At 32.3% G+C, this 24,505-nt stretch carries 31 protein-coding genes; all 31 read left to right on the plus strand.

The genetic code is table 11. The features are described 5' to 3' along the window. Positions 1-66 precede the first annotated feature (66 nt). The 31 genes from BQ5344_RS07065 (at position 67) to BQ5344_RS07215 (ending at position 24,302) form a co-directional block, all read left to right on the plus strand. A complete protein-coding gene (locus BQ5344_RS07065) occupies positions 67-1,614 on the plus strand; it encodes a site-specific DNA-methyltransferase (protein WP_071124732.1) in 1,548 nt (515 codons plus the stop codon). Continuing rightward, on the plus strand, positions 1,607-2,308 hold the full coding sequence (locus BQ5344_RS07070; RefSeq protein ID WP_071124733.1) for a hypothetical protein: 702 nt from the start codon (positions 1,607-1,609) through the stop codon (positions 2,306-2,308). Before BQ5344_RS07065 ends, BQ5344_RS07070 begins: the two co-directional genes overlap by 8 nt. Beyond that, on the plus strand, positions 2,308-3,648 hold the full coding sequence (locus BQ5344_RS07075; RefSeq protein WP_071124734.1) for a PBSX family phage terminase large subunit: 1,341 nt from the start codon (positions 2,308-2,310) through the stop codon (positions 3,646-3,648). The genes BQ5344_RS07070 and BQ5344_RS07075 overlap by 1 nt, the downstream gene beginning before the upstream one ends. Continuing rightward, positions 3,638-4,897, plus strand: coding sequence for a phage portal protein (locus BQ5344_RS07080; RefSeq protein ID WP_071124735.1), 1,260 nt, complete (start codon positions 3,638-3,640; stop codon positions 4,895-4,897). The genes BQ5344_RS07075 and BQ5344_RS07080 overlap by 11 nt, the downstream gene beginning before the upstream one ends. Further along, entirely contained in the window at positions 4,863-5,606 is a 744-nt protein-coding gene (locus tag BQ5344_RS07085) for a phage minor head protein (RefSeq protein WP_071124736.1), read from the plus strand. Before BQ5344_RS07080 ends, BQ5344_RS07085 begins: the two co-directional genes overlap by 35 nt. A 10-nt stretch (positions 5,607-5,616) precedes the next feature. Next, positions 5,617-7,290, plus strand: coding sequence for a phage major capsid protein (locus BQ5344_RS07090; RefSeq protein WP_071124737.1), 1,674 nt, complete (start codon positions 5,617-5,619; stop codon positions 7,288-7,290). 12 nt (positions 7,291-7,302) lie between these two features. Next, complete coding sequence (locus BQ5344_RS07095) at positions 7,303-7,815, plus strand: hypothetical protein (RefSeq protein ID WP_071124738.1); 513 nt, start codon at positions 7,303-7,305, stop codon at positions 7,813-7,815. Continuing rightward, positions 7,808-8,296, plus strand: coding sequence for a hypothetical protein (locus BQ5344_RS07100; RefSeq protein ID WP_071124739.1), 489 nt, complete (start codon positions 7,808-7,810; stop codon positions 8,294-8,296). The genes BQ5344_RS07095 and BQ5344_RS07100 overlap by 8 nt, the downstream gene beginning before the upstream one ends. 1 nt (position 8,297) lies before the next feature. Then, entirely contained in the window at positions 8,298-8,630 is a 333-nt protein-coding gene (locus BQ5344_RS07105) for a hypothetical protein (RefSeq protein ID WP_071124740.1), read from the plus strand. Beyond that, positions 8,627-9,109: a phage neck terminator protein gene (locus BQ5344_RS07110; protein ID WP_071124741.1), complete on the plus strand. Its 483-nt coding sequence runs from the start codon at positions 8,627-8,629 to the stop codon at positions 9,107-9,109. Before BQ5344_RS07105 ends, BQ5344_RS07110 begins: the two co-directional genes overlap by 4 nt. Beyond that, complete coding sequence (locus BQ5344_RS07115) at positions 9,102-10,133, plus strand: hypothetical protein (RefSeq protein WP_071124742.1); 1,032 nt, start codon at positions 9,102-9,104, stop codon at positions 10,131-10,133. The genes BQ5344_RS07110 and BQ5344_RS07115 overlap by 8 nt, the downstream gene beginning before the upstream one ends. Positions 10,134-10,144: 11 nt before the next feature. Further along, on the plus strand, positions 10,145-10,576 hold the full coding sequence (locus BQ5344_RS07120; RefSeq protein ID WP_071124743.1) for a hypothetical protein: 432 nt from the start codon (positions 10,145-10,147) through the stop codon (positions 10,574-10,576). 13 nt (positions 10,577-10,589) lie between these two features. Next, entirely contained in the window at positions 10,590-10,976 is a 387-nt protein-coding gene (locus tag BQ5344_RS07125; RefSeq protein WP_071124744.1) for a hypothetical protein, read from the plus strand. A 156-nt stretch (positions 10,977-11,132) separates the two neighbouring features. Beyond that, positions 11,133-13,532, plus strand: coding sequence for a tape measure protein (locus BQ5344_RS07130; RefSeq protein WP_071124745.1), 2,400 nt, complete (start codon positions 11,133-11,135; stop codon positions 13,530-13,532). A 3-nt stretch (positions 13,533-13,535) separates the two neighbouring features. Beyond that, the gene (locus BQ5344_RS07135; protein WP_071124746.1) at positions 13,536-14,225 is read left to right on the plus strand and encodes a phage baseplate protein; all 690 of its coding nucleotides are present in this window, start codon (positions 13,536-13,538) and stop codon (positions 14,223-14,225) included. Then, on the plus strand, positions 14,222-14,578 hold the full coding sequence (locus BQ5344_RS07140; protein WP_071124747.1) for a phage baseplate plug family protein: 357 nt from the start codon (positions 14,222-14,224) through the stop codon (positions 14,576-14,578). Before BQ5344_RS07135 ends, BQ5344_RS07140 begins: the two co-directional genes overlap by 4 nt. Next, positions 14,571-15,374 carry a hypothetical protein gene (locus BQ5344_RS07145; RefSeq protein WP_071124748.1) on the plus strand — a complete coding sequence of 268 codons (804 nt, stop codon included), beginning with the start codon at positions 14,571-14,573 and terminating at the stop codon, positions 15,372-15,374. The genes BQ5344_RS07140 and BQ5344_RS07145 overlap by 8 nt, the downstream gene beginning before the upstream one ends. Further along, the gene (locus BQ5344_RS07150) at positions 15,334-15,747 is read left to right on the plus strand and encodes a hypothetical protein (protein ID WP_071124749.1); all 414 of its coding nucleotides are present in this window, start codon (positions 15,334-15,336) and stop codon (positions 15,745-15,747) included. The genes BQ5344_RS07145 and BQ5344_RS07150 overlap by 41 nt, the downstream gene beginning before the upstream one ends. Next, positions 15,747-16,262 (plus strand): Gp138 family membrane-puncturing spike protein, encoded by a 516-nt coding sequence (locus BQ5344_RS07155; protein ID WP_071124750.1) that lies wholly within the window; start codon positions 15,747-15,749, stop codon positions 16,260-16,262. The genes BQ5344_RS07150 and BQ5344_RS07155 overlap by 1 nt, the downstream gene beginning before the upstream one ends. 11 nt (positions 16,263-16,273) lie before the next feature. Further along, positions 16,274-16,651, plus strand: coding sequence for a hypothetical protein (locus BQ5344_RS07160; RefSeq protein ID WP_071124751.1), 378 nt, complete (start codon positions 16,274-16,276; stop codon positions 16,649-16,651). Continuing rightward, positions 16,639-17,766: a baseplate J/gp47 family protein gene (locus BQ5344_RS07165; RefSeq protein WP_071124752.1), complete on the plus strand. Its 1,128-nt coding sequence runs from the start codon at positions 16,639-16,641 to the stop codon at positions 17,764-17,766. The genes BQ5344_RS07160 and BQ5344_RS07165 overlap by 13 nt, the downstream gene beginning before the upstream one ends. Next, on the plus strand, positions 17,756-18,325 hold the full coding sequence (locus tag BQ5344_RS07170) for a hypothetical protein (RefSeq protein ID WP_071124753.1): 570 nt from the start codon (positions 17,756-17,758) through the stop codon (positions 18,323-18,325). The genes BQ5344_RS07165 and BQ5344_RS07170 overlap by 11 nt, the downstream gene beginning before the upstream one ends. Before the next feature lie 12 nt (positions 18,326-18,337). After that, the gene (locus BQ5344_RS07175) at positions 18,338-19,606 is read left to right on the plus strand and encodes a hypothetical protein (RefSeq protein WP_071124754.1); all 1,269 of its coding nucleotides are present in this window, start codon (positions 18,338-18,340) and stop codon (positions 19,604-19,606) included. Between the two features lie 15 nt (positions 19,607-19,621). Beyond that, a complete protein-coding gene (locus BQ5344_RS07180; protein WP_071124755.1) occupies positions 19,622-20,347 on the plus strand; it encodes a hypothetical protein in 726 nt (241 codons plus the stop codon). Between the two features lie 12 nt (positions 20,348-20,359). Continuing rightward, on the plus strand, positions 20,360-20,845 hold the full coding sequence (locus BQ5344_RS07185; protein WP_071124756.1) for a cytoplasmic protein: 486 nt from the start codon (positions 20,360-20,362) through the stop codon (positions 20,843-20,845). Further along, positions 20,846-21,835: a glycosyl hydrolase 108 family protein gene (locus BQ5344_RS12560; protein WP_071124757.1), complete on the plus strand. Its 990-nt coding sequence runs from the start codon at positions 20,846-20,848 to the stop codon at positions 21,833-21,835. A 146-nt stretch (positions 21,836-21,981) separates the two neighbouring features. After that, entirely contained in the window at positions 21,982-22,308 is a 327-nt protein-coding gene (locus BQ5344_RS07195) for a universal stress protein (RefSeq protein ID WP_071124758.1), read from the plus strand. Between the two features lie 22 nt (positions 22,309-22,330). Continuing rightward, entirely contained in the window at positions 22,331-22,681 is a 351-nt protein-coding gene (locus BQ5344_RS07200) for a hypothetical protein (RefSeq protein ID WP_021770149.1), read from the plus strand. Beyond that, positions 22,650-23,003, plus strand: a complete 354-nt coding sequence (locus BQ5344_RS07205) for a hypothetical protein (RefSeq protein ID WP_021770148.1) — start codon at positions 22,650-22,652, stop codon at positions 23,001-23,003. Before BQ5344_RS07200 ends, BQ5344_RS07205 begins: the two co-directional genes overlap by 32 nt. A gap of 527 nt (positions 23,004-23,530) precedes the next feature. Then, a complete protein-coding gene (locus BQ5344_RS07210; RefSeq protein ID WP_071124759.1) occupies positions 23,531-23,746 on the plus strand; it encodes a hypothetical protein in 216 nt (71 codons plus the stop codon). A 166-nt stretch (positions 23,747-23,912) separates the two neighbouring features. Further along, the gene (locus BQ5344_RS07215) at positions 23,913-24,302 is read left to right on the plus strand and encodes a DUF4291 family protein (protein WP_235846129.1); all 390 of its coding nucleotides are present in this window, start codon (positions 23,913-23,915) and stop codon (positions 24,300-24,302) included. Positions 24,303-24,505: the final 203 nt, after the last annotated feature.

Raw genomic sequence — 24,505 nt, forward strand, 5'->3', positions numbered from 1 at the left:
AGATTAGAAATAGTCTATTTATAAGTCGGCTCTTTTTTTGTCTAAAAATCAAAGAAAGGGGGCAAAATGAAGATAGAGAGAATAAATATCAATGAAATAATTGAGTATTCAGGAAATGCAAAAGAACATCCTGAATGGCAAATTGAACAGATTAAAAACAGTATTCAAGAATTTGGATTCAATGATCCGATCGCGATTGACGAAAAAGGCATAATAATCGAAGGACATGGAAGGTATCTAGCATTAAAAGAACTTGGATATACAGAAATAGAAATAATTAGATTAAATCATTTAACAGAGGAGCAAAAAGCAGCTTATGCTATTGCTCACAATAAATTAACTATGAATACAGAGTTCAATGTCGAAAAACTACAGTACGAGTTGAACAAGCTGGAAATAGCTGATTTTAATTTAAATTTGTTAGGTTTCAGTGAAGTGGAGTTAGAAGAAATAATGGAAGACGAAATCGAAGAAACAGAAGAAGATGAAACCGAAATTATTGAAGATGATTTAGAGATAGCTGAATCTGAAAATATTGTAATAAAAACAGGAGATTTGATTGAGTTAGGAAAACATAAAGTAATGTGTGGAGATAGTACGAATCCAAAACAAATAATGCAACTGTTAGGAAATAAAAAAGTGGATTTGATTTTTACCGATCCCCCTTATGGAATGAAAAAAGAAAAGGATGGTGTGGCAAACGATAACTTAAATTTTGATAATTTACTGGAATTTAATAAAAAATGGATTCCTTTATCATTTGAAAATTTAAAAGAAAATGGTAGTTGGTACTGCTGGGGAATAGATGAGCCGTTAATGGACATATATTCAAATGTACTAAAACCAAAAATCAAAAACAACGAAATAACATTCAGAAATTTGATAACTTGGGACAAAAGGAACGGACAGGGGCAAAATTCAGAACTTACAAGGATGTATGCCGTTGCTGATGAAAAATGTTTATTTGTTATGAATGGTGTGCAGGGATTTAATACGAATTCAGAAAATTATTATGAAGGATGGGAACCAATCCGACAATATCTTGCAGGAGAAATGGAAAAATGTGGTGGAAACAAGAGCTGGAAAAAAGCACTGGGAAATCAAATGGGAAAACATTATTTTACAAAGAGCCAGTGGTTATTTCCGACTGAAGAAAATTACAAAAAGTTACAAAAATACGGAAAAGAATATGGAGCTTTTCAAAAAGAATATGGAGAGCTGAAAAAAGAATATGAAAAAATAAAAAGTAAATTTTATGATTCGAGAGCTTATTTCAATAATACACACGATAACATGAACAATGTTTGGCATTTTGATAGAGTTGTAGGAAAAGATAGAGAAGGGGTAGGAGAACACGCAACACCTAAGCCTGTCGGATTGTGTGCAAGAGCAATAAAAAGTAGCAGTCGAGAAAATGAAAAGGTATTAGATTTATTTGGTGGAAGCGGAAGTACACTGATAGCTTGTGAACAACTAAACAGGAAAGCGTATTTAATGGAATTAGAAACCAAGTGGGTGCAAGTAATTATAGAAAGATATTTAAAATTTACAGGAGAGGAAGAAATAAAGATAAATGGAAAAACTGTAAATTGGGAAGAGTATAAAAATGGATAAGCAGGACTTACGAGATCTGTTAAGAAAGGAATACGAAAATGGTGTAGGAATCACAGAACTGTGTCGAAAATACAATCAAAGCATCAACACTGTGAAGAGCTGGAGAAAAAGAGAAGGCTGGAAAAAAAAACAGATAAATGCACCCTTAACTAATGCACCCCCAAAAAAGAAAATTGCACCCCCAAAGCAAAAGGGTGCAAATAATAAAGAAACCCAGATAAAAGCGGACATAATTAATAATGTTCCCAAAGAAGAAATTTTGGAAAAACATGGAATAAAAAAGAGTACTTATTATAACAAAGCAAAAAGTATTAGACAACTAAGAAAAGAACGTACAGAAAAGTATCTTGAACAAATAGCTGATGAAGTTTATAAAGGCGAATTATACAGGATACTAAAAGGGACAGAAACCGCAAAAGCAAATTTGGTAGTAAGAGCAACCAAAGAAATAAATTCACAAGAAATGGATACTAAAAAAGTACAAGAATACGAAAAAGCGTACACAACTATTAAAAAAATGGGAAATGATTTAATGCGGACTGGTAAGATGCTTACCGCTTATGAGGTTCTGGAGATTGATAGACAGCTTGCTGAAGAGGAAATATCAAGAGAGAAATTAGAAATTGAGAAATCAAAAATAAAATCTTTTGATGAAGAAGATAAAAAAATAGAAATAGAGTTGGTGGGGATTTAATGAAAATAAGAAGTGAAGTGAACAAACATTTTCAAGAGTTTTTGTTAGATCAGGAACAACAAATATATTTTTTATTAGGCGGATACGGAAGTAGTAAATCATATAATGCAGCAGTTAAATTGGTTTTATTAGCTTTGAAAGAAAAAAGAAAAATATTAGTGGTAAGGCAAATAAGGGATAACTTGAAAGAAAGTTGTTACGCTGATCTTCAAGATATTATTTATAGTTTTGGATTGGATAAATATTTTTATTTCACATCAACACCAATGAAAATTATTTGTACTGTAACAGGAACTGAATTTATTTTCAGAGGATTAGATAACGTCAAGAAAATAAAATCAATAAAGGATATAGATACCATTTGGATAGAAGAAGCAGATGAGATTGACTATAAATCATTTAAAGAACTTAAATCGAGATTGAGAAGTATAAAAAACAGAAATATATTGATATTAACAACTAATCCTAATGAGTTCGGAGTATGGACGTATAAATATTTGACAGAAATTTTGAAAACGGTTGGCAAAGATGAAAACAATCTATATGCTGAACGGATTATGAAAATAAAGAATGAAGTAAATCTGAAAAAAGGAAATGTATTTTCTGAAAACATATATTTACATCATTCAGTATACACGGACAATAAATTTTTGCCCGACAATTTTATAGCAGACTTGGAAACGGAAACAGATGACTATTTAAGAGCAATTAAAACATTAGGGAGATTTGGAAGTGCCGGAGATACATTATTTAGAAATTTACATCATATGGAGCAAAGTAGAATAGAAAAGTTGATTGAAGGCAAATGGAATAGATTCGCTGGGTTCGATTTTGGTTTTAGCAACTCGTACAACGCAATAGTAAGAGTTGTGATAGATGAAGAGTTGAACGACTTATATATTTACGAAGAGTTTTACGATAATCATTTAACCGATGCGGAAATGTTAGAAACTGAAATGATACAGAAATTAATAAATGACGGAGAAGTTGTTTATGCGGATAGTGCTGAGCCAAAAGCAATAGCTTTTTACAATATGAATAATGTAATGATTAATCCAGTCAAAAAGACGAGCGATATAAGTAAAGCCGGAGTTAAAAAGATACAATCATTTAGAAATATATTTATTGATAAAAATGTGTGCCCGAATACATACAGAGAATTAACGGAAATGAAGTGGTTTTTCAATAAAGATGGATTGATAGCAAAGAATCCAAAGACGCAAAAGCCGTTTAATATCGACCCGCATTCATTTGATGCTATTAAATATGCTTTAAGTGATTACACGCCATATATATTAAATAAACATTATTACAAAGAGGAGGTGGATAATGAGACTTAATATTTTTTCAAAAGGATTTTGGAGTACCAGGTCGCCAGTTACGTTATCTGAATTTATAAATAATTATTCTCTTGGAGACGAAGATCCTGAAAAGTTTTTGACCCAGCTATACAAGAATCCGTTTACATCTAGTGCAATAACAAGAATAAATGAAGCAATCAACAATTTGAAATGGGGAACTTATAAAAAAGGATATAGCGACAACGTGAAAGATGTAAAAAGCAGCTATGTGCTAAATACATTGCAAAATCCTAATTCCTTGCTTAATACAGACCAATTTATAAATTATTTTGCTTTGTATTATATTTTGTTTGGAGAACTGCTTGTAATGAAAGTTGATTTATTTACAAAAGCTGAATTGATTTTATTTAAAAAAGGCTCTTATCACATTGAATACGATAGCGAAAATGTGTTGAACGGAATTAAATCAATAAGAATTAACAACAAGGAATACAAGGGCGAAGATTTAAAAATGTTTCACTATATAAAAGGTGTGAATGTTTATGATAATATCGCTGGAGCAGGATACGGAATAAGCAAGGTGCAATCATTAACGGCTTTGCACAATTACTGGTGTTACATAATGCAGTGGAACAACAGCATATTAAAGAACGGTGGCAAGAGGAATCTTATTATTGTTGTCAAGAAATTCTTAAATGCTTTTAAGAAAAAAGAAATCAAGAATGAAATAGAACAAAATAGTGGTTCTAGGAATGTAGGGAAAGCACTTATCTTGGATGGGGAAGGTGCTGAAATAAAAGAGGCAGACTTTTCTCCACAGGACTTTGATTTTCTGAATGCTATGGACGAGATACGGAATACTACTGCGGCAGTAATGAATGTGCCAAGTATCTTAATTGGGGACAGAACAAACAGTAAATTCAGTAATTACAAGGAAGCAAAAAAAGATTTGTACACTGAGAATATATTGCCACTAGTTGAGCAGATAGCTGAATATCTTAATAATATAATGAAAGATAAACTAGAAAGCAATGAATACATAGATTTCGACACAAGTACGATTGGAGTATTGAAAGAGGATAGAAAAGAAAAAATGGCAATGCTTAATAATCTTAGTTATCTGACAATAAACGAGAAAAGAGCTGAACTTGAATATCCTCCAATTGAAAATGGCGACGATATTTTAATCAGTACATCAATGACACCGCTCAAAGAAATATACGAAGATGTAAAACCAGTTGAGGAGGAAGACGATGGCGAAGAAGAAGCAGAAAACAAAGAAAATTAAGTTGACTAATTCTCAAAAAAAGATAATCGCTAAAAGACAGTTGAAAATGCGTAATAGACTAATTAAAAAACAATTTAATAGGCTAAGGCTTGTTTTTAAGCAGTTGCGTGGAGAAATTGATGTAGATGAGCAGATGTTTTTAAGCGAGTTCGCTTGGGAAACATTTAGCAGTCAATTATTCGATGAATTAAAAAAAGGAATACTTGAAACAGTAAGTGAAACATCTAATTTTTTAATCACACATCGTGGCATTGATGAAAAATTAATTCCAGCTGTAAAAAATAAAACTTTGAAAATGTTTGGGAAAAAAGTAATTGCTGAAAAAGTAACTAATATAAAAGATACAACAAAAAAAATATTAAACAAAGTTATCGTTTCAGGACAGGAAAAAGGGCTTAATATTCGTGATATTGCTAAGAATATAACAGAAAAAGTAAAAAATATGGAAGAAAAAAGAGCAATGGTTATTGCAAGAACCGAGACGGCTACTACTGCAACAATGACTTATTTGGAAGGGCTTATAAAAGCAGGATTGCCAAAAACGTGGTGGCACGTTGGAGGTGGAAAAACAGACAGACAGACACATTTAGATCTTGACAAAGTGACGGTTGAAGACGCAAGTAAGCCATTTTCTAACGGAATGATGTGTCCGCACGACTTAGAAGCAGATGTAGGAGAATTGATAAATTGCCATTGCGAATTAATATAAGGGAGGTAATATGGATAAATTTCAAAAAAGTGTCGAAATGATTTTGAAAAAGGACACAGAGGAAAAAGGAATAATTGAAGGGCAATTGGTAACGCATAGCGTTATCGACAGCTATGGCGATTATTTCGATAAAACAGCACTTGATAAAGTGGATAAGGATAAGACTTATTTCTTGTTGCATATGCACGATTGGAGTAAGGAAATCGGAACTTTGAAAGTTTATCAAGATGAAAAAGGGAATTTGAAATTTACAGCGAAACTTGATTTGTCAACAGATGATAATGGTAATGCAATAAATCAGGACGCACAAAAAGTTTATTCAATGATGAAAAGCGGAGCAAATTACGAAATGTCAGTTGGTGGATTTCTGAAGCAAAGGGAATACGGGAAAGTACAGACCGACAAGGGAGAGGTTGACGCTAGGATAATTAAAGAAATTGAAGTTGTGGAAGGTAGCGTTGTGTTAAAAGGAGCAGTACCAGACGCAACGGTGGAAACAGTAAAAGGTAATAAAAACATAAATAAAAATAATAAAGGAGATGATAATATGCCAAAAAATATTGAAGATTTGGAAAAAGGAATGAAACAAAACACAGAGGATATAAAAAAAGCGAATGAGGATTTAACTGGAGCTTTGGAAAAAAATAAAGAGTTAGAAGAAAAAATTGAAAAGGCAAACGAAGAACTTGGAAAAATGGCTGAAACATTAGACGAAGTTATGAAAAAAGGTATGCCTAATCCTGAAACAGAAGAGAAAAAAGCAAACGTTGCTTTTGAAAAATATTTGAGAACTGGAAACAAAGAAATTGAGGGACTAGAGAAAGCCGCAATAGGTACAGGACAGGCAACTGTATTGATACCGACAATCTTGTCGCACGAGATTTTGAAAGAAACGAAGGAAACATCAAATTTTCTGATGAAAGGTAAATTTTATACAGGAAGTGGAGATTATATTAAAATCCCAGTTAGAAATGAAATTACAGGTGCTAACCAAATTGTAAAAGAGGGGCAAGGGAATACTCAAGACGGTACACTTGGATATACTCACATCGAATTAAGAGCGGGATATAGACAAGTAAGATATCCAATTACTGATGAACTGGTACAAGATAGTGCATTTGATATGGTTGGAGAACTTAAAGAAGCAATATCAGAAGAGTTCGGACAAACATTATCTGAATTAACTGTAAAAGGGGCATATAATGCTTCAACAGAACAATTTATTGAGGGATTTTTAACAAACACAACGGTAACTGGTGCAGCTATTACAACAGCGACAACAAAAAAAGTAACAGCTGATGACTTAGTAAAACTAGAAACAGGAATGAAAGCAAGTTATAGAAAAGGATCAGCTTACTATGTTTCACCTAAACTTTATGAAGAAATGAAGTTATGGAAAGACGGCGACGGTAGATATTTGTGGATGAACATTCTTGAAGGTGCAACAATGAAATTTAATGGTTATCCAGTATATGTCGAAGAATTTTTAGAAGACATAGACACAGGTAAATATCCAGCAGTATTCTGTGATTTCGGAAAAGGTTATGCTTATTATCAAAAAAAGGGATTTGAACAAGAACTGAACAGAAAAGTAAATGAGAGAATAACTGAATACTACACAAGAATCAGAATAGGTGGGGGAGTAATTAGACCTAAAGCATTCTCTGTATTGAAAGTAAAATAGAGGTGGTTTTGAATGCTTATTACTGTTGAAGACTATAAAAGGATAACGGGCAAGACCTTAGCTGATGAAGAATTGGCTAAGGTTGAAACCTTGCTTAGCGTTGCGATTAGTCAGATTGAAAATATAACTGGATATAAATTGGAAGTTGAAACACTTACAGAGGATTATGATTATAATAAGCGAATTTACTTGAATAAACGTCCAGTTGTTGAAATTGTGGGCATTGATTTCAATGATAGATATAAAAGTCGTGGGAATTATATTGAGTTTGTTAATTTTAGGAATTGTCCTTGTAATGCAAAAGAAAAAGAAATTGAAATAACTTATAAGGCTGGATACGATGAACTGCCTGATTGGTTAAAATACGAAATATGTATTCTTGTAAATGACTTTATAAACAGTATGGATGAAGAAGCAAGCAAGTATAAAACTTATAAAATTGATGATATTTCTTATTCGTTTGTAGATTTTGTAAATAACAAAAAAGAAAAAATTGAAAGTATCGTGAGGCGAATATATGGCTGAAATTGTATATGAATTAGAGGGATTAGAGAAGCTGGATAAAGAGCTGAAGTATTTGCAAACCCACGCTGTTAAAGTAGGTATTTTAAGCGATGATGGCGACAAAGAAAGTGATGAGTCAGAAGGAACAACAGTTTTGGAATATGCTTTGTATAATGAATACGGAACAAAAAGAGGTATACCTGCAAGACCATTTTTCAGAACATCAGTTGCAACTGACGAAGCTCAAAAAGAAATTAAAGATTATATGAAATCACAAGTAGAATTAATAATCGCTGGAGAACTAACTGGAGAAGAGGCTTATAATAATTTAGGAAATTTTGTGGTTAAAAAAATAAAAGATACGATTGACAAAGGTGGTTTTACAGCATTAGATTCTAAAACTATAAAATTAAGGGAAAAAAGAGGGAATAATTCGACAAAACCGCTTATGGATACTCATTCACTTTATGAATCAATCACTTATCAGATTGTAGGTGTATAAAATGGCACACAAAACATTTATTCCAAAAAGATTTTTCAGCAAGTGCAAAATATCAAAAAGAACAAGCAAGTGGATTAACTCGGAACTGGTTGAAGTCGATGAAAATAAAGAATTTGAGGGGGCAGTATTTAATCTTAATAGACAGGACATAAAAATGCTTACAGAACAAGGTATTCAAATTACTTTGGATAGCAAGAAAATATATTGCTATATTGACATCGACTTGAAAAATAAAATTGAATTTGAGGGAAATAACTATATTGTAACAACGGCAAAGAACTATATGAAACACGATGAGCTTAGAATTTATTATATTGAAAGGGTGCAAGAATGAAAAATGAAATATTAAGAAAATTGTTAGCCAGTTTCGTAGATTTCCAAGTTATTCGTGATAATTATGTGGCTAAAAAGCCAACAGAATGTGCTGTTATGCACACAATAAGCCTTAACAAGTCTGCATACAGTGCGTACAGAACTATTGAAACAACAGATACGCAGATTAAGGAAAAGGCTTTGAGATTAGTTATTGCTTATTTGCAATTTGATTTTTATGCTCCAACACAGACGAGGGCAGAAGAAATGGCTAGTGAATTGCTTGAGGTTATAGTATTTAAGAAAAGACACGACTTAGTTAGGAACGGATTTGGATTAAGTGATGACAATATAGAAATAAAAGATTTAACTTTTCTTGAAGGCAGTCAGTATATTTATAGATTTAGTTTTGATGTAGAAATGAACTGGCGAGAATCAAGTGAAAGAGTAAGAGATTTAATAAAAGAGGTAGAAGTAAAAACGGAGGTAGAGAATGGCTAAGAAAATAAAAGTAACGGTAGTAAGACCAACAAAACCTTTATTGTTAGGCGATTTTGGAAAAGTCTTATTTATAACTAAAGAAGCAGACAATCCTTATAAAAAATACACAAAATTGGATGACGTTAAAACAGATTTTGGAGCTAATTCTAAAATGTATAAAGGCGTAGAAACATTTTTATCACAAGAGGATAGTGACGGAAATGTTATTCAGCCAGATGTTTGGTATTGTGCAAGTAAAGCAACGCCAAGCGAAGAATTTTTAGAAAGTTTACCAACTGGCGATTTTTATGGTGTAATTGTAGATTTTTATGATGAGGAATTTACAAAGGCATTGGCTAAATGGCTAACTAGAAATGTTAAGTTTGCAATTGTAGCTAATTCGACAGCGGAGAACAACAAATTAAAAGAAAGTGTAAGAATATATTTTATGGCAGGAAAAGCTGAAGGTGGAAACTTGGATATATTCGGATTACCAGCCTACACGTTCGCTCAAGGAATTAACGGACGTTGGAGTGATAGAAGAATATTAGGAGTAGATCCGTCAGCTAAAACTTTGACAGAAGAAAGCGATAACGAAGAAGGTAATATTAATTACACTAGAAGTTTTGTTGGATATAATGCTGTAACAAGCGGCTCTTGGTGTGCCGACGGTGTTAGGCATGCAGACCAAACAATCAAGATAGATGCTATTGTGCATAACATTGAAACAAATCTTTCAAGAATGTTAATTGAAGAAAAGAACACAACAATGGACAGTGAAGGTATTCCAAAAGTTGAAGCATTATTGAATAGAGTGATGCTGGCAACGGGGAAACAAGGAGCGGTTGCTAAGAATAATAGCGGTGAATACTTGTTTAAAGTTACAGTTCCAAACATTGAAGATACTTCGGCACAGACAGGGTTGACTGTAGACGATTACATCAATCGCACACTTAGAAATGTAAAAATTGATTTTACAATCAGTACAGAAGTAGAAAAAATTGAAGTTACTTTGGTTTGGCACGACGAACCATTAACGGCATAGGGAGGTAGAAAATGGGAAATAATTTTTTAGAAAAGTCGATTGATTTAAGTAAAGTGGACTTGATTATTACATTTCCAGGAATAGGAACATATATGATTAAGGAAGCTAAAGAAATACAGAACAATCCAACTGAGGATAGTCATACAATGGGCGACCCTGACATTAAAGGAAATGTACCGACAATCCAAACAAGAGTTACAAAAAGAGAAATTAAATTAACAACGGTAAAAGGCTCTGATGACGACATATTTTTAACAAAATGTAATGCAAATCCAAATGGAGTTTTAGGGACTTTGACATATATAGACAATACAGGAATGAACAAAATTGTCGGAAACGGACAAGGTGTTTCTATCCAAAAAGGCGGAGAAAGAAAAAACAATACAAAAGATGTTGACATTGAATACACAATTCAATGTGCGAAATATGATGAAAAAGTTTAGGAGGAATTAGAAAATGACAAATAAAGAAAATGAAAAAATAGAAGAAAAAGAACAAGAAAATAATGTTTTTATTGACAATTTAGGAAGGTTAAATATTAAGGGGCAAGAGATATATGTGGATGCGGAAGGAAATACAAAGGTTTTTGATTTTCAGTTGACTAAACCACAAAATTTACAATTATATCAAAAAACATACTTAAATTTAGTAGCAAATAATGATTATTTTACATTTGCAAGCATTCTTTTGCCAAAAATGGTTGAATTTCCAAAGGAAGCTAGAAAAATTGAATTTTTTGAAAACGATTCAGAAGCATTAGTTGAATTGTGTGAGGTGATTGCTACCTTTATGGAAAAGTCGAAAGAGAAGAAAAAAAGAAAATTGAATATGAAATTAAAATAGCAGAGGAGCAATACGAAGACCCGTTAATCAAATTAAGGTGGGAATTTATTGTAAAAAAAAGAATAAAAGACCCTAATGTTGTTCTTGATATGAGCAACATTAGATTTTTTCAATGGATAAGAGCAATGATGGATTTCAAGGAAGAGGAGGAATAAAATGGCTGGTGGAAATAAATTAGAAATATTGATGAAAATAAAATCTGAAGATAGTCCAATAAACAAATTAAAATCAAAAATGCAATCTTTATTACCAGCCGCTTCAAAAATAGAAGAAAAGCTGTCAAAATTGGGAAATAAAGTTGGTGGTTCGGGACTTGAAAAATTAAAATCAAAAATGGCTAGCTTGATTCCTAGCGTATCGCAATTACAAAGCAAAATTCAAAATTTTAAGTTCGAAAATCTTACTAATAGCTTAATAAATGGAGTTGAAAAAATACCGTTAATTGGTAAAAGAGCCGCTACAGGCTTAGATTCAATCCGTGATAAATTCAACGGCTTGAGAGGTATCGGTAGTTCTTTAGGAAATCTATTCCCAAAGCTAGGAGACAAAATAAAAAAAGCATTTAAAGGAGAAAGCTTAAAGAAATTCGGATCTAAATTAAAAGAAATAGGAAATAAAATTTCCAGTATTTTCAGAAAATTAAGTAAATTTGGAATGATTAGCAGTATGATTGGTGGACTTACTGGTGGACTTAGTTTTGCAGGGATAGCCAAAGCATCTGATGAAAATTCACTTAGAAATTCAAGGCTTGGAATGGTAACAAATGACGTTGCTGGATTGAAACAAAAAACATTTGTAGCGTCTCAACAGAGTGGGGCAGATTATGGGCAACAACTTGATTCAATCGCTAAATTAAAAATGCTTACAAAAGGATTATTTAATGATGCAGAAGCCGTAAAATTTACGAGTACATTAGACAAAGCGTTTAAAGTATCTGGAACTTCGGCAGGAGAGGCTAGTGCGGCAATGTATCAGTTAAATCAAGCTATGACATCTGGTAAGTTGCAAGGTGATGAGTTTCGTTCGGTAATGGAAAATGCTCCAATTTTAGCTCAAAAAATAGCTGAAAGCATGGGAGTGTCTATGGCACAGCTTAAAAAATTAGGTTCGGAAGGTAAAATTACATCCGATGTAATTAAAAAGGCTGTACTAGGAAGTGCAGATGAAATTGAAGCTCAGTATTCTAAAATGCCGTTGACATTTGGAAAAGTGTGGCAAAATGCACAAAGTGCAGGACAACAGGCTATGGACGGATTGCTTACCAAAGTTAATCAATTATTAAACACTCCCGCTGGTCAAAAAATGGCTCAAGATTTACAAGGGGCATTTACTGGACTTGCTGGAATGGCTAATGGAGCATTGGACGGAATATTAAATATTTTCGGGAAATTAAATTTTGCACCATTGTTAGAACCTTTAAAAGGCATAGGACAAACTATATCTCAAGCATTTAGTGGAATCGGTGGAGAAGGACTTACAAACGGAATCGCAGGAGCATTAAACGGCATTATTTCTCTTGCTGGAAAAGTTGCAGGAGTAGTTGGGCAAATGATAAGCGGAATTAATTTTGGACAAATAAGTCAAATATTTGGAGACATTATGAATGCCTTTAACTCGTTTTGGAGTTCGCTTGATTTAGGAAGTATTGGGAATATGCTTAGTATGGCTTTTAGTGGATTTATGCAAATTGTAACCATGCTAGCACCAACATTCGCTCCGATTTTACAAACGTTAGCAGTGATAATTAATTTAGCTGTTCAGTTCGCAACTTCGCTCATGCCTGCTTTAAGTGTGATATTGCAGATAGGTGCTGTATTGATTTCAGTTGTTGCTACAGCGATACAGATAGTTGTTGGTTTATTTGCTGGTATTGCTGGTGTTGCAATCGGAGTATTTTCTGCAATATCCGCAGTAGTTACAGGAGTTATGAGTGCAATACTGGCAATTGTTTCGGGAGTTGTGAACTCGATTGGTGCAGTTGTCAATAGGATAGCTGTATTCTTTACCCAAGGATTCAATAAGGCTAAAAGCATTGCTCAAGGAGCAATTAATGCGATTAAAGGTTTTTTTGACGGACTGGCAGGGACAGTAAGCGGAATCGCCAGTAAAATAGCAGGAATGTTTAAAATCAAGCCACCTTCTTGGCTTGGATTTCTTGGTGGCGGAAAAGGTCGTTACATAGGAGATAAATCGTGGGAAGGTGGACCAGTTACAGTTGCCGAAAAAGGTGCAGAAATGATTAGATTGCCTAGTGGACAGCAATTTTTGGCTAATGAGGAAATAACTATGAACTTGCCACAAGGTACTAGAATTTCGACAGCCGAAGCAACTAGAAGAATGATGAGGGATCAGTTCGGAAATTCTTCTAAAAAATCAATTGACAGCAAAAAATCAAGTTCTGGTTCAAGCAAAAGCAGTGGTGGAAATAATCAATACACATTTGCACCAACTGTGCTTATTGAAAATACAGGTGGAGATACTAAAGATTTAAAAAGAACAATTAAAGAAATCTTGAGAGAGTTCTTTGAAGAGAAATTTATAGCAATGGGAGGTTAGACAATGGACTTTAGCAATTTGAATGCCAGCAAGGAAAAATTAAAAGGCGATTTCTTAGGAAAAATGGCTTATGAGGGAGCAAAAAATAAAGTTTACAGTATGGGCTTGAATAGTTTTTTGGGAACTGCTGGAGCAACTGCTTATGGCATTGCTCTCGCCTATCCCAATGAAATTAATAAGTTTTTCCAGGATAGATATGGCTATACACTTTTTGAAGAGGCTGAAAGATGTAAAATTAATGATATTCCACTTGAATGGGTACAAATTAAAAGCGACGAGAGAGGAAGCAGCGTTAAAACGCACTCGCTCGAAGATAGGGACAGCACATTAATAAGTAGCAACGTTTCGCATAGTAACAGAAAATACAACATTTCAGTAATTTTAACTAATTTGGTAACAAAAAACGCTGAAAGTATTTATGAACAGATAGTTGAATTATGGCAAAAGAAAACACTTTGTACAATTTCAACTGTTGAAACGATAGAGGATATGATTATAACTAAAGTTTCGAGAAGCTATAAAACTCAGACAGCATTAGAATTTGAAGTTGATTTTGAAGTCTTGGAATTTGCTTATCTGATGAGAAAAGGCGATGTTTTAAGTTCAGAATCAACTACATTAAAAGATGAGCAAAAAACAGGTGTAGCAGGAACTAAAACAAGCAATATTGAGTATAAGGGGTTTTTGAAATGAGAATAGAAATAGACAAAAATAAAATCCCTTATGTATTCACATTCAAAAGTGGTAGTGAAATTTATTTGCTTAGGATAAAGCATTTTAAGACGAACGACCGAATTTATTTAGATATCATGAATGAAGATGGCGAAATGTTGCTTAAAAATGAAAAATTGATTTACGGCAGACCTGTTGGATGGTTTATGGCAAAAGATGAAAACGGAAATATTAATGATGATTTTCTGAATTGTTACATTGTACCTCTTAGCTTCGATAAAAAGGAAGTTTTGATTACTTTTGAAAATTTTTGTGAAACTGTATTTTTAGAATACTTTGATATAGAGGATAACGAGGAAGAAGAGGATGTTTAATAAATTATTTTTAGAAAGAACAGAATTAAAGATTGAAACAGATGATGGCGATTTAAACTTTGTTTTTCCGAAAGATTATAATTTAACTGACCCGACAATAATAAACGGAGTAGAAATAAAATGGACTTATAAATCAGTAGATGAAGAGCCGAACGAGTTTGATATAGAAATAAAAGGTTTAACAAACACGACAATTGCTAAAATTAAATTAAAGGATGATGTAAAGCTCGTTGCTGGATATGGTGCGGACATAGGAGAGGTTGCAAGCGGTATTATTACTAGAAAAGAAGTAGAAAAAGGAACTTTGAAATTAAAATGTCGTGAAGTTCCAGCGGACTTCAAAAAATTAGTGAGTGCTGCATATGCTCCGAATACAACAGCAAGCACAATAATTAATGATTTAGCAAGCAAATGCGGATTTACTGTTAAACAATGCGAACTTAAAAACGATAAAGTTTACAGCATCGGTGAAAGTATACTGGGTAGTGGACTTTATGAAATAGGTCAAATTGTGAAAGATTGCGACAGTCAGATGACTACAAAAAATGACTTTATTTATATTTACCACAATGAAATCAATACTGAAAAAGTTATCAAACTAAGTTATCAAAGCGGACTTTTAGAAGAGCCAAAACCTCAAAATATTGAAGAAATAAGCTATAAAGTGGAAAAGAAAAAAGAAAGCAAATCAAATAAAAAAGATAGTAAAAAGTCTAAAAAAAGTAGCAAAAAATCAACAAAAGGGAGCAAAAAAGGTGGCAAAGCAAAAGGGAAAAGCAAAACAAACAAAAAATAGTACTCCAAAATCAAATAAAGGGAATAAAGATAACAAAAAGGGAGTTAAAAATTCAAAGGATAGCAAAAAATCTAAGAAACCTGAAAAAAAAGAAGAAATAAAATACGATTATGAAGTTAAATGCCTGTTAATTTATTATCTTAAAAAGGGTGATTTAATTGAATTGATAAGCAATGAAATATCTACTATATGCCAAATTGTTGAAATTACTGATATTAGTGATTTCAAAATGACTTTAAAAGTTAGAGTTGTTAATAATGAATCCGATGTTAAGAAAAATAATGCTGAAATTAAAAAGATTGAAAAAGAGGAAAACAAAAAAGGAAAAGTTACTCAAGTAAAAAGAAATAAAGGGAAAGGCAGAAGAAAATAATGGAAGAATATATAAAGGCAATTCTGGGCAAAATTGACACTTCTTTAATAACAGAGATAACAAAAATATATCCTAATGGATTTGTGGATGTAGAGCCGTTGGCAGAGTTCAGAGAAATTAAATTGCCACCAATTTTACACGTTCCGATGTGCCAATTAGGAAACAGGAGTATTAATATTAAAATTAATTTTAAAACAGGGGATAAAGTTCCTGTTTTAATTTGTAGTAGAGATATTAGCGGATATATAACAAAAGAAGTAAGCACAGCAAATACAAACAAAAGGCATAATTTAACAAATGCTATCGCTTTACCAATCTTAATTCCTACTGATTTGACATCTGTCGATATTCCTGGAAGTATTGAAATTAACGGAGATGTAGTTTTAAATGGTAATTTAACAGTTAGCGGAGATGTAAATATTTCGGGAACTTTGACAGTTGGAGATATTAAGGCAAAAAGTCTTGATGCAGAAAGCGGAGTTAGTAAGGTTGGAGTTCCTTACAATCATCCGTAGGAGTGTGATTTATGGACGTAAAATTAAATAATGCAACTGGAGAATTATATGTTGAAAAGGGAGACGTACAATTTTTTGGAGCAAAAGAAAAATATTTTGAAGTGATACAGCAAATTGTTTTAATGTTACATGTTCGTGAAGGAGAACTCGAATACGACACTAAATATGGATTAAATTTTGAAAAGTTATTTGGAACTCACGGAAACGAAAACGAAGTGCTGGAACATATCAGAAATAAAATAATGGGTAATTTTAGAGATTTCTTAAGTAGATGTTATGTTGAAGTCTATGAATACGAAAACAGGCATTTAAAAGTAAATATCGGACTTATCTTTAACAATAGTGAATTGGCATTGATGAAAGGAGTTGGGATTGGTTGGCGAGAATAACAGTAAATACAGTACAGGATAATATGAATATTTTGAACAATGAATTAAAAACATTGTTAAAAGATGACTTCTCCAATGATAAGCGGAGTGCTTGGTATATGCTTATGTATCCTGTGGCAAGGCTTCTAAGGGAGAAAATGGAAAGACAGCAGATACAAGCAGAAAAGATGAATTTACTGAACTGTGAAGGCATAGAAATAGATGAGCATTTGGCGAATAGTCCATTTTTCTTTAAACGAAAGCAAGAAAGTCAAGCTACTGTGAAAATTGAACTAATAGGGGGAGTTAATGTAACACTCGAAGCAGGAGACGTAATTGTTGAAGCGAACGATGGAATCAGGTATACACTTTCTGAAAATGGAACATTAAATAACAAGACCACTTTTGAATTTACTTGTGATACAGCAGGAGAACAAGGAAATAAGGAAGTTGGAAGTATTATTAAATTAGTTAAAGTTGTAAATGGTGTATACGATTTTAAACAAAATGAAATTGCGGCTGGAGGACAAGAACAGGAAAGCGACAACGATTATATAGAACGTTGGTTTTTAAGCCGTAACGAAAGCGAATGGAATTTGGACGGAATTAGAGCGGAAGTGTTAAAGCAGGAAGGAGTTAAGTCTGTTTATGCTGACGAAAACAAAGAAATGGCAACCGATGAAAGAGGAATTGAAGGCAAGTCAATTGTTTTGATTGTCGATGGTGGAAGAAACGAGGACATAGCGAATGCTATTTGGAAAAAGAAAGATCATGCAATTAAAACTATGGGAGATACGAAAGTAATTGTGAAAGATAGCCAAGGAATTGACAGAGAAATATCATTTTATAGACCTCAAAAAAGAGAAGTGGAAATAAACATTGAGTTTACAGCGGCGAAAGACACTAATATTTCAATTGAAAATTTGAAAGGAATTGTAAAGGATTACTTAAAAAACACAGAAGTTGGAGATTATATTACATCATATAAATGCGAAAGTGAGTATATTAGGCAGATTTATTCAGCCGATAGATTGTTGAATATTGATGTTACTTTTAAGTTTAAAAACAAACCGTCCAGTAATTTTGAAAAAGTACTAAAATTAGGATTTAACGAGGTGGCGGAATATGCAAAGTAATTTCGATTATTTAATGTCAAAGTGTCCTTGGTGGCTAAAAAAAAACAAAAATATTCAATCATTTTATAAAGCAACGTCTAAATTGTTTGATGACATAGATAAAATTTATAATTTACTAGAAAAACAACACTTGATTAATTATGCTAAAGATGAATTTTTAGATGATATTGGAGAAAAATTTGAAGTGAAAAGGCTTGGACAAGATAATGAAAGATATAGAAATCGTATAAAACTTGAAATGATGAGGTACAAATTGGTTCCAAACATAGAAACGCTCTATAAGATTGGAAGAATGTTTACTGGGGTAGCACCAAACATAGAACTAAACGAAAACAACGAACCTGCTCAATATAAAGTTACGTTTCTAAGTGGAGAAAATTTTGATTTTAATTTGGTAGATGAACTTAATTTAGACAGTGTTGTTGGTGGCGGAATCAAAATTAATACACAAAAATATTTGGATAATTATAATGTTGGAATGAGATTTGGGGATAGACATTTATCTGAAGAAAAAATCAAAAACTACGTTGAAAGAAATCCAATCAACATTACTGGATAGAAAGGAGAAAATATGGCAAAACTCACAAAATTTAAGGAACATCAAGTTGAATTTCCGTCACATTATCGTGTAGAAGAACAAACAACAAGAGGAGATTCTAAAATAAAAGTAATTACTCCCGAATTCGGAAGAGTAAGAGTTGAAGGGACTCCTGAAAAAGAAGCAATTTATAACGGAATGCAACTAGGAAATGTGCATACATTGTACGCAACAAAAACAACGGATTTAGGGGTAGATTACTACGTTTGCGAACTTGACGGATTGAATGAGTTCGGATTGAACAAAGACCTAAAAATAAGGCTTACAGTAGATAATGAAAACGAAAATGATAATCCTAAGTTGCGTTTGAACGGAAAAGACTATGTTTTATTAAAAGAATTTAACGAGCAAATAGAACTTGTCGGAGTTAATGATTTAAAACAAAACAAAACGTATGAATTGACATATAATGGCACTCAATTCGTAATAATAAACATCTTAAACTACGCAACGGAGCAAAAAAACGGAATAGCCAAAATCTATTCCGAAACAGAATCCGAAAGCGTGGCAGATAAAGTTAAAGAAGTCGTTAAGGCGGGAAATGGAGACACACAAGAAGTCGTAAATGAAAGACCAACAGGAGAAACAGTCTGGTCTAAATTAATAAAAACGCTAGACCACACAAAAATTTTGACTGTTAGAGGATTAGTGAAAATCCTAAGCAAATTCTTAAAGCCTGCAACCGAAAACGATTATGGACTCATTAATTATCAAACAATCAAAGAAATTTCACCAAAACCCGATTTATCACCTTACATACCTTTTTCAAAAGGGTATATGTACGGAAACAACTCGGATTACGTGGTAAGAGCAAATGGGAACGAAACATGGATACCTATACATGCTCACATGTACAACAGTGGAGGAGCGTATGTAGGAACATTCCATTTAAACGGAGGGAAAGCTTATTTCAAAGTTCCAAATCGAAACGGCGGCAATTGGTGTGAAATCATGGATAATTACGATATGGCTGCCAGAGACCAAAAGATAAGCAGTGTGGAAGTCAATCTAAATAGTGTTTGGCACACTCTAAATAATGATACAGTAAGAGATATAAGATTAGTCGGAGGCATCAATCCAACTGTTGCAAACGCAAACCAAGCAACAGAAAGAGGAGGTTATGTGGTTACAGGAGTGATTAACTTTAATGCAGACAACATTATTGATTACGTTCAAATGAGAGCATTTCAAATAAGACGTGGTGGAAACGGGAATAACTGGTACAACGTGCCATTTGGATAAGATTAGGAGGGTAAAATGAAATTTATAGTAGACAAAACAGAAATAAAACAGTTTGAAGATGGTATGAAATACATTGCGATTTATGATAAAGATAATAAAGACTGGTACGTAGAATTGAAAAAATTTAAGCCGGACACTTTAAAAGTTATGTACAACAATGAAACACGTTTAGTGTTGAGTACAAATATGGATGCTACTATGATAGCTCCGACGATGGCGGGAGATGTGGTTGAAGAAATAGAATATCAGGAAGTTGAAGTTGCTCCTGATAACTATTTTGTAGATGGAAAAATAGTTAAGCTTAAAGAAAGTGAAACAATACAAGACGGGAAAATAATATTCGACAGGGAAAAACGTATAGAACAGATAAAAAAAGAACTGTATGATTTAAGACTTGAGTATGATGTAGCTCCGTTTGAATTTGAAGTAGGAGGTGTCAAATATCTACAGAATAACCGTAGTATAGACCAGTCAAATTTAACTAGAATAGTAGTAATGTGTCAAGCAATGAAAAAGACAGAATTTGAAAACTGGAAATTTTACACAAAAAACAACAGTGAAAAGTATGTTAATTTAACATTGCAGGATATGATGAAAATGGCGAATATAATGCAGTCACAAACAACAAAAGCCATGGCTACTGAAACATTACTATCTCACAGCTTAGAAAATTTAACTGATAAAGAGTTAAAAGAGTATGACGCTAAAGACAGATATGAAAAAGCGTATAAAAATATGTAGGGAGGTGTTTTTATGCTCAAAAAAGACAAGCTATATATATGTTTCCATAAACCTAGGAGATTAATAGGGCATTTGATAGCCTTGTGGACTCTTGGAAAATATTCACATGTTGAATTTATCTACAATGGTCAAGTTTTTTTATCTAATCCTGGAGGAGTTAGGACAAGGAAATTTGAGTATCAGAAAAATATGGAAATTTACGAGCTTGATAAAAATATCGATCCCAAAGATGTGATTGAATTTTTTAGAACAGCTCAAGGTAAGGGCTATGATTATTTAGGAATTTTAGGACAATTTTTCTATGCTGACAAGGTGCAGGATGATAATCGATTTTTTTGCAGTGAGTTTTGCCTGAACGCAATCGATTATGCTTTGCAGTTTACATTGACCTATAAAGGTAAATCATTAAAGGATAGAGTTGGTTATCAGTTCAGCCCTGCAAAGTTGTATAAGTATTTAAAAAATATGGAATTAATAAAAGAAAAGGAAGTGGTATAAATGGATAGATTTGAGAAAATATTTAACTATTTGCTAATGGTCGAAGGAGGATATTCTAATGACAAGCACGACAAGGGCGGAAAAACAAAATATGGAATAATTGAGGAAGTGGCAAGAAACTTTGGATATAAAGGCGATATGCAAGATTTAACAATAGATTTTGCAAAAAATATATATCTAAAAAAATATTACTTAGGAAACAAGCTGGATAAAGTTGTGAATGATAAAGTGGCATTATCTATATGCGACTGGGCTGTAAATAGCGGCAGAAATGGAACAAAAAACGCACAAATTGCTATAAATCAATTGACAAATGCAAATCTTGATGTGGACGGAATAATTGGAAACAAAACATTGGAAGCATTAAATGCAGCAGATCCTGAAAAATTTTTGGAAGTTTATCACAACTTGCAGAGAATTTATTACAAAGGAAAAGTTGAAGCTGACAGAACGCAAGAAAGATTTTTGACAGGTTGGTTAAACAGAGTTATGAGAAAGGAGGAGTATTTGAAAGATTGGGATAAGGAAAATGTAGGGACTGAAAATAAGAAATATTCTTTTACTCAATCAAGTCTGGACAAAATGAAAAAGGTCCACCCAAAACTAATCGAAGTTATGAAAGCTGCAATTGAAAATAGCCCATTTGATTTTAGAATAACAGACGGAGCAAGAACAGCAGAAGAGCAAAATTATCTGTATCAGCAAGGAAGAACAAGACCAGGGCAAAAAGTTACAAACTGTGATGGGTACAAGGCAAAATCAAACCATCAAATCAAAGCTGACGGATACGGGCATGCAGTTGACATATTTCCTTGTGGAGTTATTGAGAACGGTGTGTACAGAAAATTTACATCTGAAGAAGGGTATGATGAGAAGAAATTGAAACTAATAGCAAACCACATATTAGCGGTTGCAAAATCTAAGAATATTAATATTGAATGGGGCGGAAATTGGAAAATGAATGATACACCACATTTTGAATTAAAATAATGTGCAAATGGCTTGAATACAAGCTGAATTTGAACGTTAAAAATAACTTTGGATAAATAGGTTGGTTAGCAAGTACAAATTGATTGTAGGGCTTGCTGGCTAGCTTAAAATTGATATTAATAAAATAAGAAAAGGGAGAGATAAAAATGGATAAATTAGCAGCAAAAATATATTTGACAGGTAAAATATTGGAATTAGGAAAAACTTTAATCTATAAAACAGAGATAGTTGCAAAAGGAAAAGCTGGAGCAGAAAAATTTAATCAGGTGTATGAAGGCTTTTGGGATAAATTAGAAGAATTATTGGAAAAAGAAAAATCAATTGACAGAAAATTTATTCCTAACTTTGCTGAAGAGATTGGCGAGGAAGTTTTGACAGAAGTTTTAAAAGAAGCTAGAAAAACATTTGATTTAAAAGTTATATTACAACAAATTTTCGATGCAGAAAAAACAGGAAACAAAAACATACTTTAAAATTCAGAAATAAGGAGCAGAAATGGAAAATTATTTAGTCGATTTGGTATTCATAGTGTACGGATTGATTTTAGGAACGCTAGGAAATTTATTATACAGAGTAAACAACCATTTGAAAATAAATCCAATAGCAATTAGGATTCTATACGGAATAATGGCATTGGCTTTATATGTATTAATGTATTTAGGTTTCTTAAAGAAGATTCCTGAAATCGATATTGTAGTGATGTTACTGATAATTGTTGTAGGTTATTTTGTGGAATTGATAATTGAAGTTCTTGAGGATAAAGTGCCTAAGGCATTGGATAGGCTTATTGATAAATGGTTAGGTGGTGGGAATAATGGCGATAGCTGGGACAAAAAAGACGATTAGGGATTTGATATTTAAAGATAAAAAGCATAAAGATTTTCAGGAAAGCCAAAAAATAAACTTTGCAAACAAAGGAATAGTGAAATTAATCGTGCTTTATACTATCAGTTCAATTTTGTCTGTAGCCCAGAGAGATTGGCAGTACAAAAGAAATATAGAAAAATTGATACTGGAAAACAAAACACAAAAAATATCTTTAATAGAGTCGTTAAGGGAAAAATCTTTGATAGAAAATATTATAATAGTTATGTTGAGCATAGTAATATCATTAATAATACTGTATTACTATAACAAAAAGATGAGTGACACAAACAAAGGAAAATAAATTATAGAGGTAGCCAGAAATGGCTATCTTTTTTTTTGTAAAATAAGAAATTTATAGGAAAAAAATAGGAAAATTTTAAATTTATACTAGTATTAAAAACATTTATTTTAAAAAGGTTTGGAGAGATTTTAATAGTAGTATTTTTGAATAGTTTTTTAATAAAAATTCCTAGTTTTATTTATAAAAAAGGGTTGACATTTATGTAAATATATAGTATAATAATATCAAGATAGGAGGTGATAAGGATAATGGCAAAGAAAAAAAGAGCGATAAAGGAAATCACATTGGAAATTAGTTTAATTCCTTTAAAGCTCTATATCAAAATTGTTTTCAAGTAGGCTCTGGGGCGAAAGCCCCATCCTATAAAGCCATTATACCATAAATTTATGAAAATAGGAAATACTAAAATAAATTTTAAATTTAAAGTTGGCTGGAAAGAATCCAGTAAAAAAGAAAAAATAATTGCAATATTAAGTTATTTAGCAATTGCAGCAATAATATTATATTTAATAAAATAGGAGAAAAAATTGGAAAAAGAAATAAAACCACGAGGGGTAAAAAAAGGAGAAACTCCTCAATGGAAAGTAGGAAGAAAGGCAACTGGAAGAAAAAGGGATAAATCGTTGACCTTTAAATTAACTGAAGATGAAAAAGATTTTTTAATAAACAAATTAAAATTATCAAAAGAAAAAACTAACACGGATGCTTTGTTAAAATTGTTGGGATACAAAAATAAAGATTGACAGATAAGAGATTTATGTTATACTTTTAATAGGAAACAAAAGATAAAATAAAAGAGGCTAAAATATGCCTCTTTTTAAATTTTAGTACCTTTTTAGTACTTTTATATTTTACAAGTATGCTCGAAATCAATAAATAAAATATTTAGATTAAATCCAACTATTATAGATGATGTACAGAAGCGACTGGGCTAGCAAGCAAGGACAGGAAAGAATATTGGCAATTGACCTGAAAAGGGAAGGATTTGATGAAATAGTGAAAAATTCTGTACTTTCATCTTTTAGAGAAGTTTCTGATTTATCTAAGGAAGAATGGAAAGAAAAACTAGAAAATTCAGAAGTAAGATGTCAATGGGATCCTGATAGGGATATTTACGGCAATCCAATAGGAAGAAGAGCGATACAGTTAGGTATAAAAGGAGAAACTGTGAAAAAATATGTAAATGAGTGGATTGTAAATATAACGGATGTAACTGATAAAGTTATTGAGATAAGAAACAGTATTCAAAATGGAACTTTTTCAGAAGTTATGCTTCCTGAAGAAAAAAAATATATTTAAAATTTGTAGCAAAAGGTAACAGCACCTGTTAAAAATAGTTAAATAATGAGAATGAAAACAATTGAAAATTGTATTAAAAGAGGCTTTGGGAATATAAAAATTAAAAATTAAGAAAAATGTTCAGAAATAGATTAAGTAAAATTAAATTTTGAGCATTTTTTTATTTTGAAAATTCTATTTTTTATACTGTAATATTTTTTGAA

The organism is Leptotrichia massiliensis, assembly GCF_900104625.1.
Lineage (GTDB): Bacteria > Fusobacteriota > Fusobacteriia > Fusobacteriales > Leptotrichiaceae > Leptotrichia > Leptotrichia massiliensis.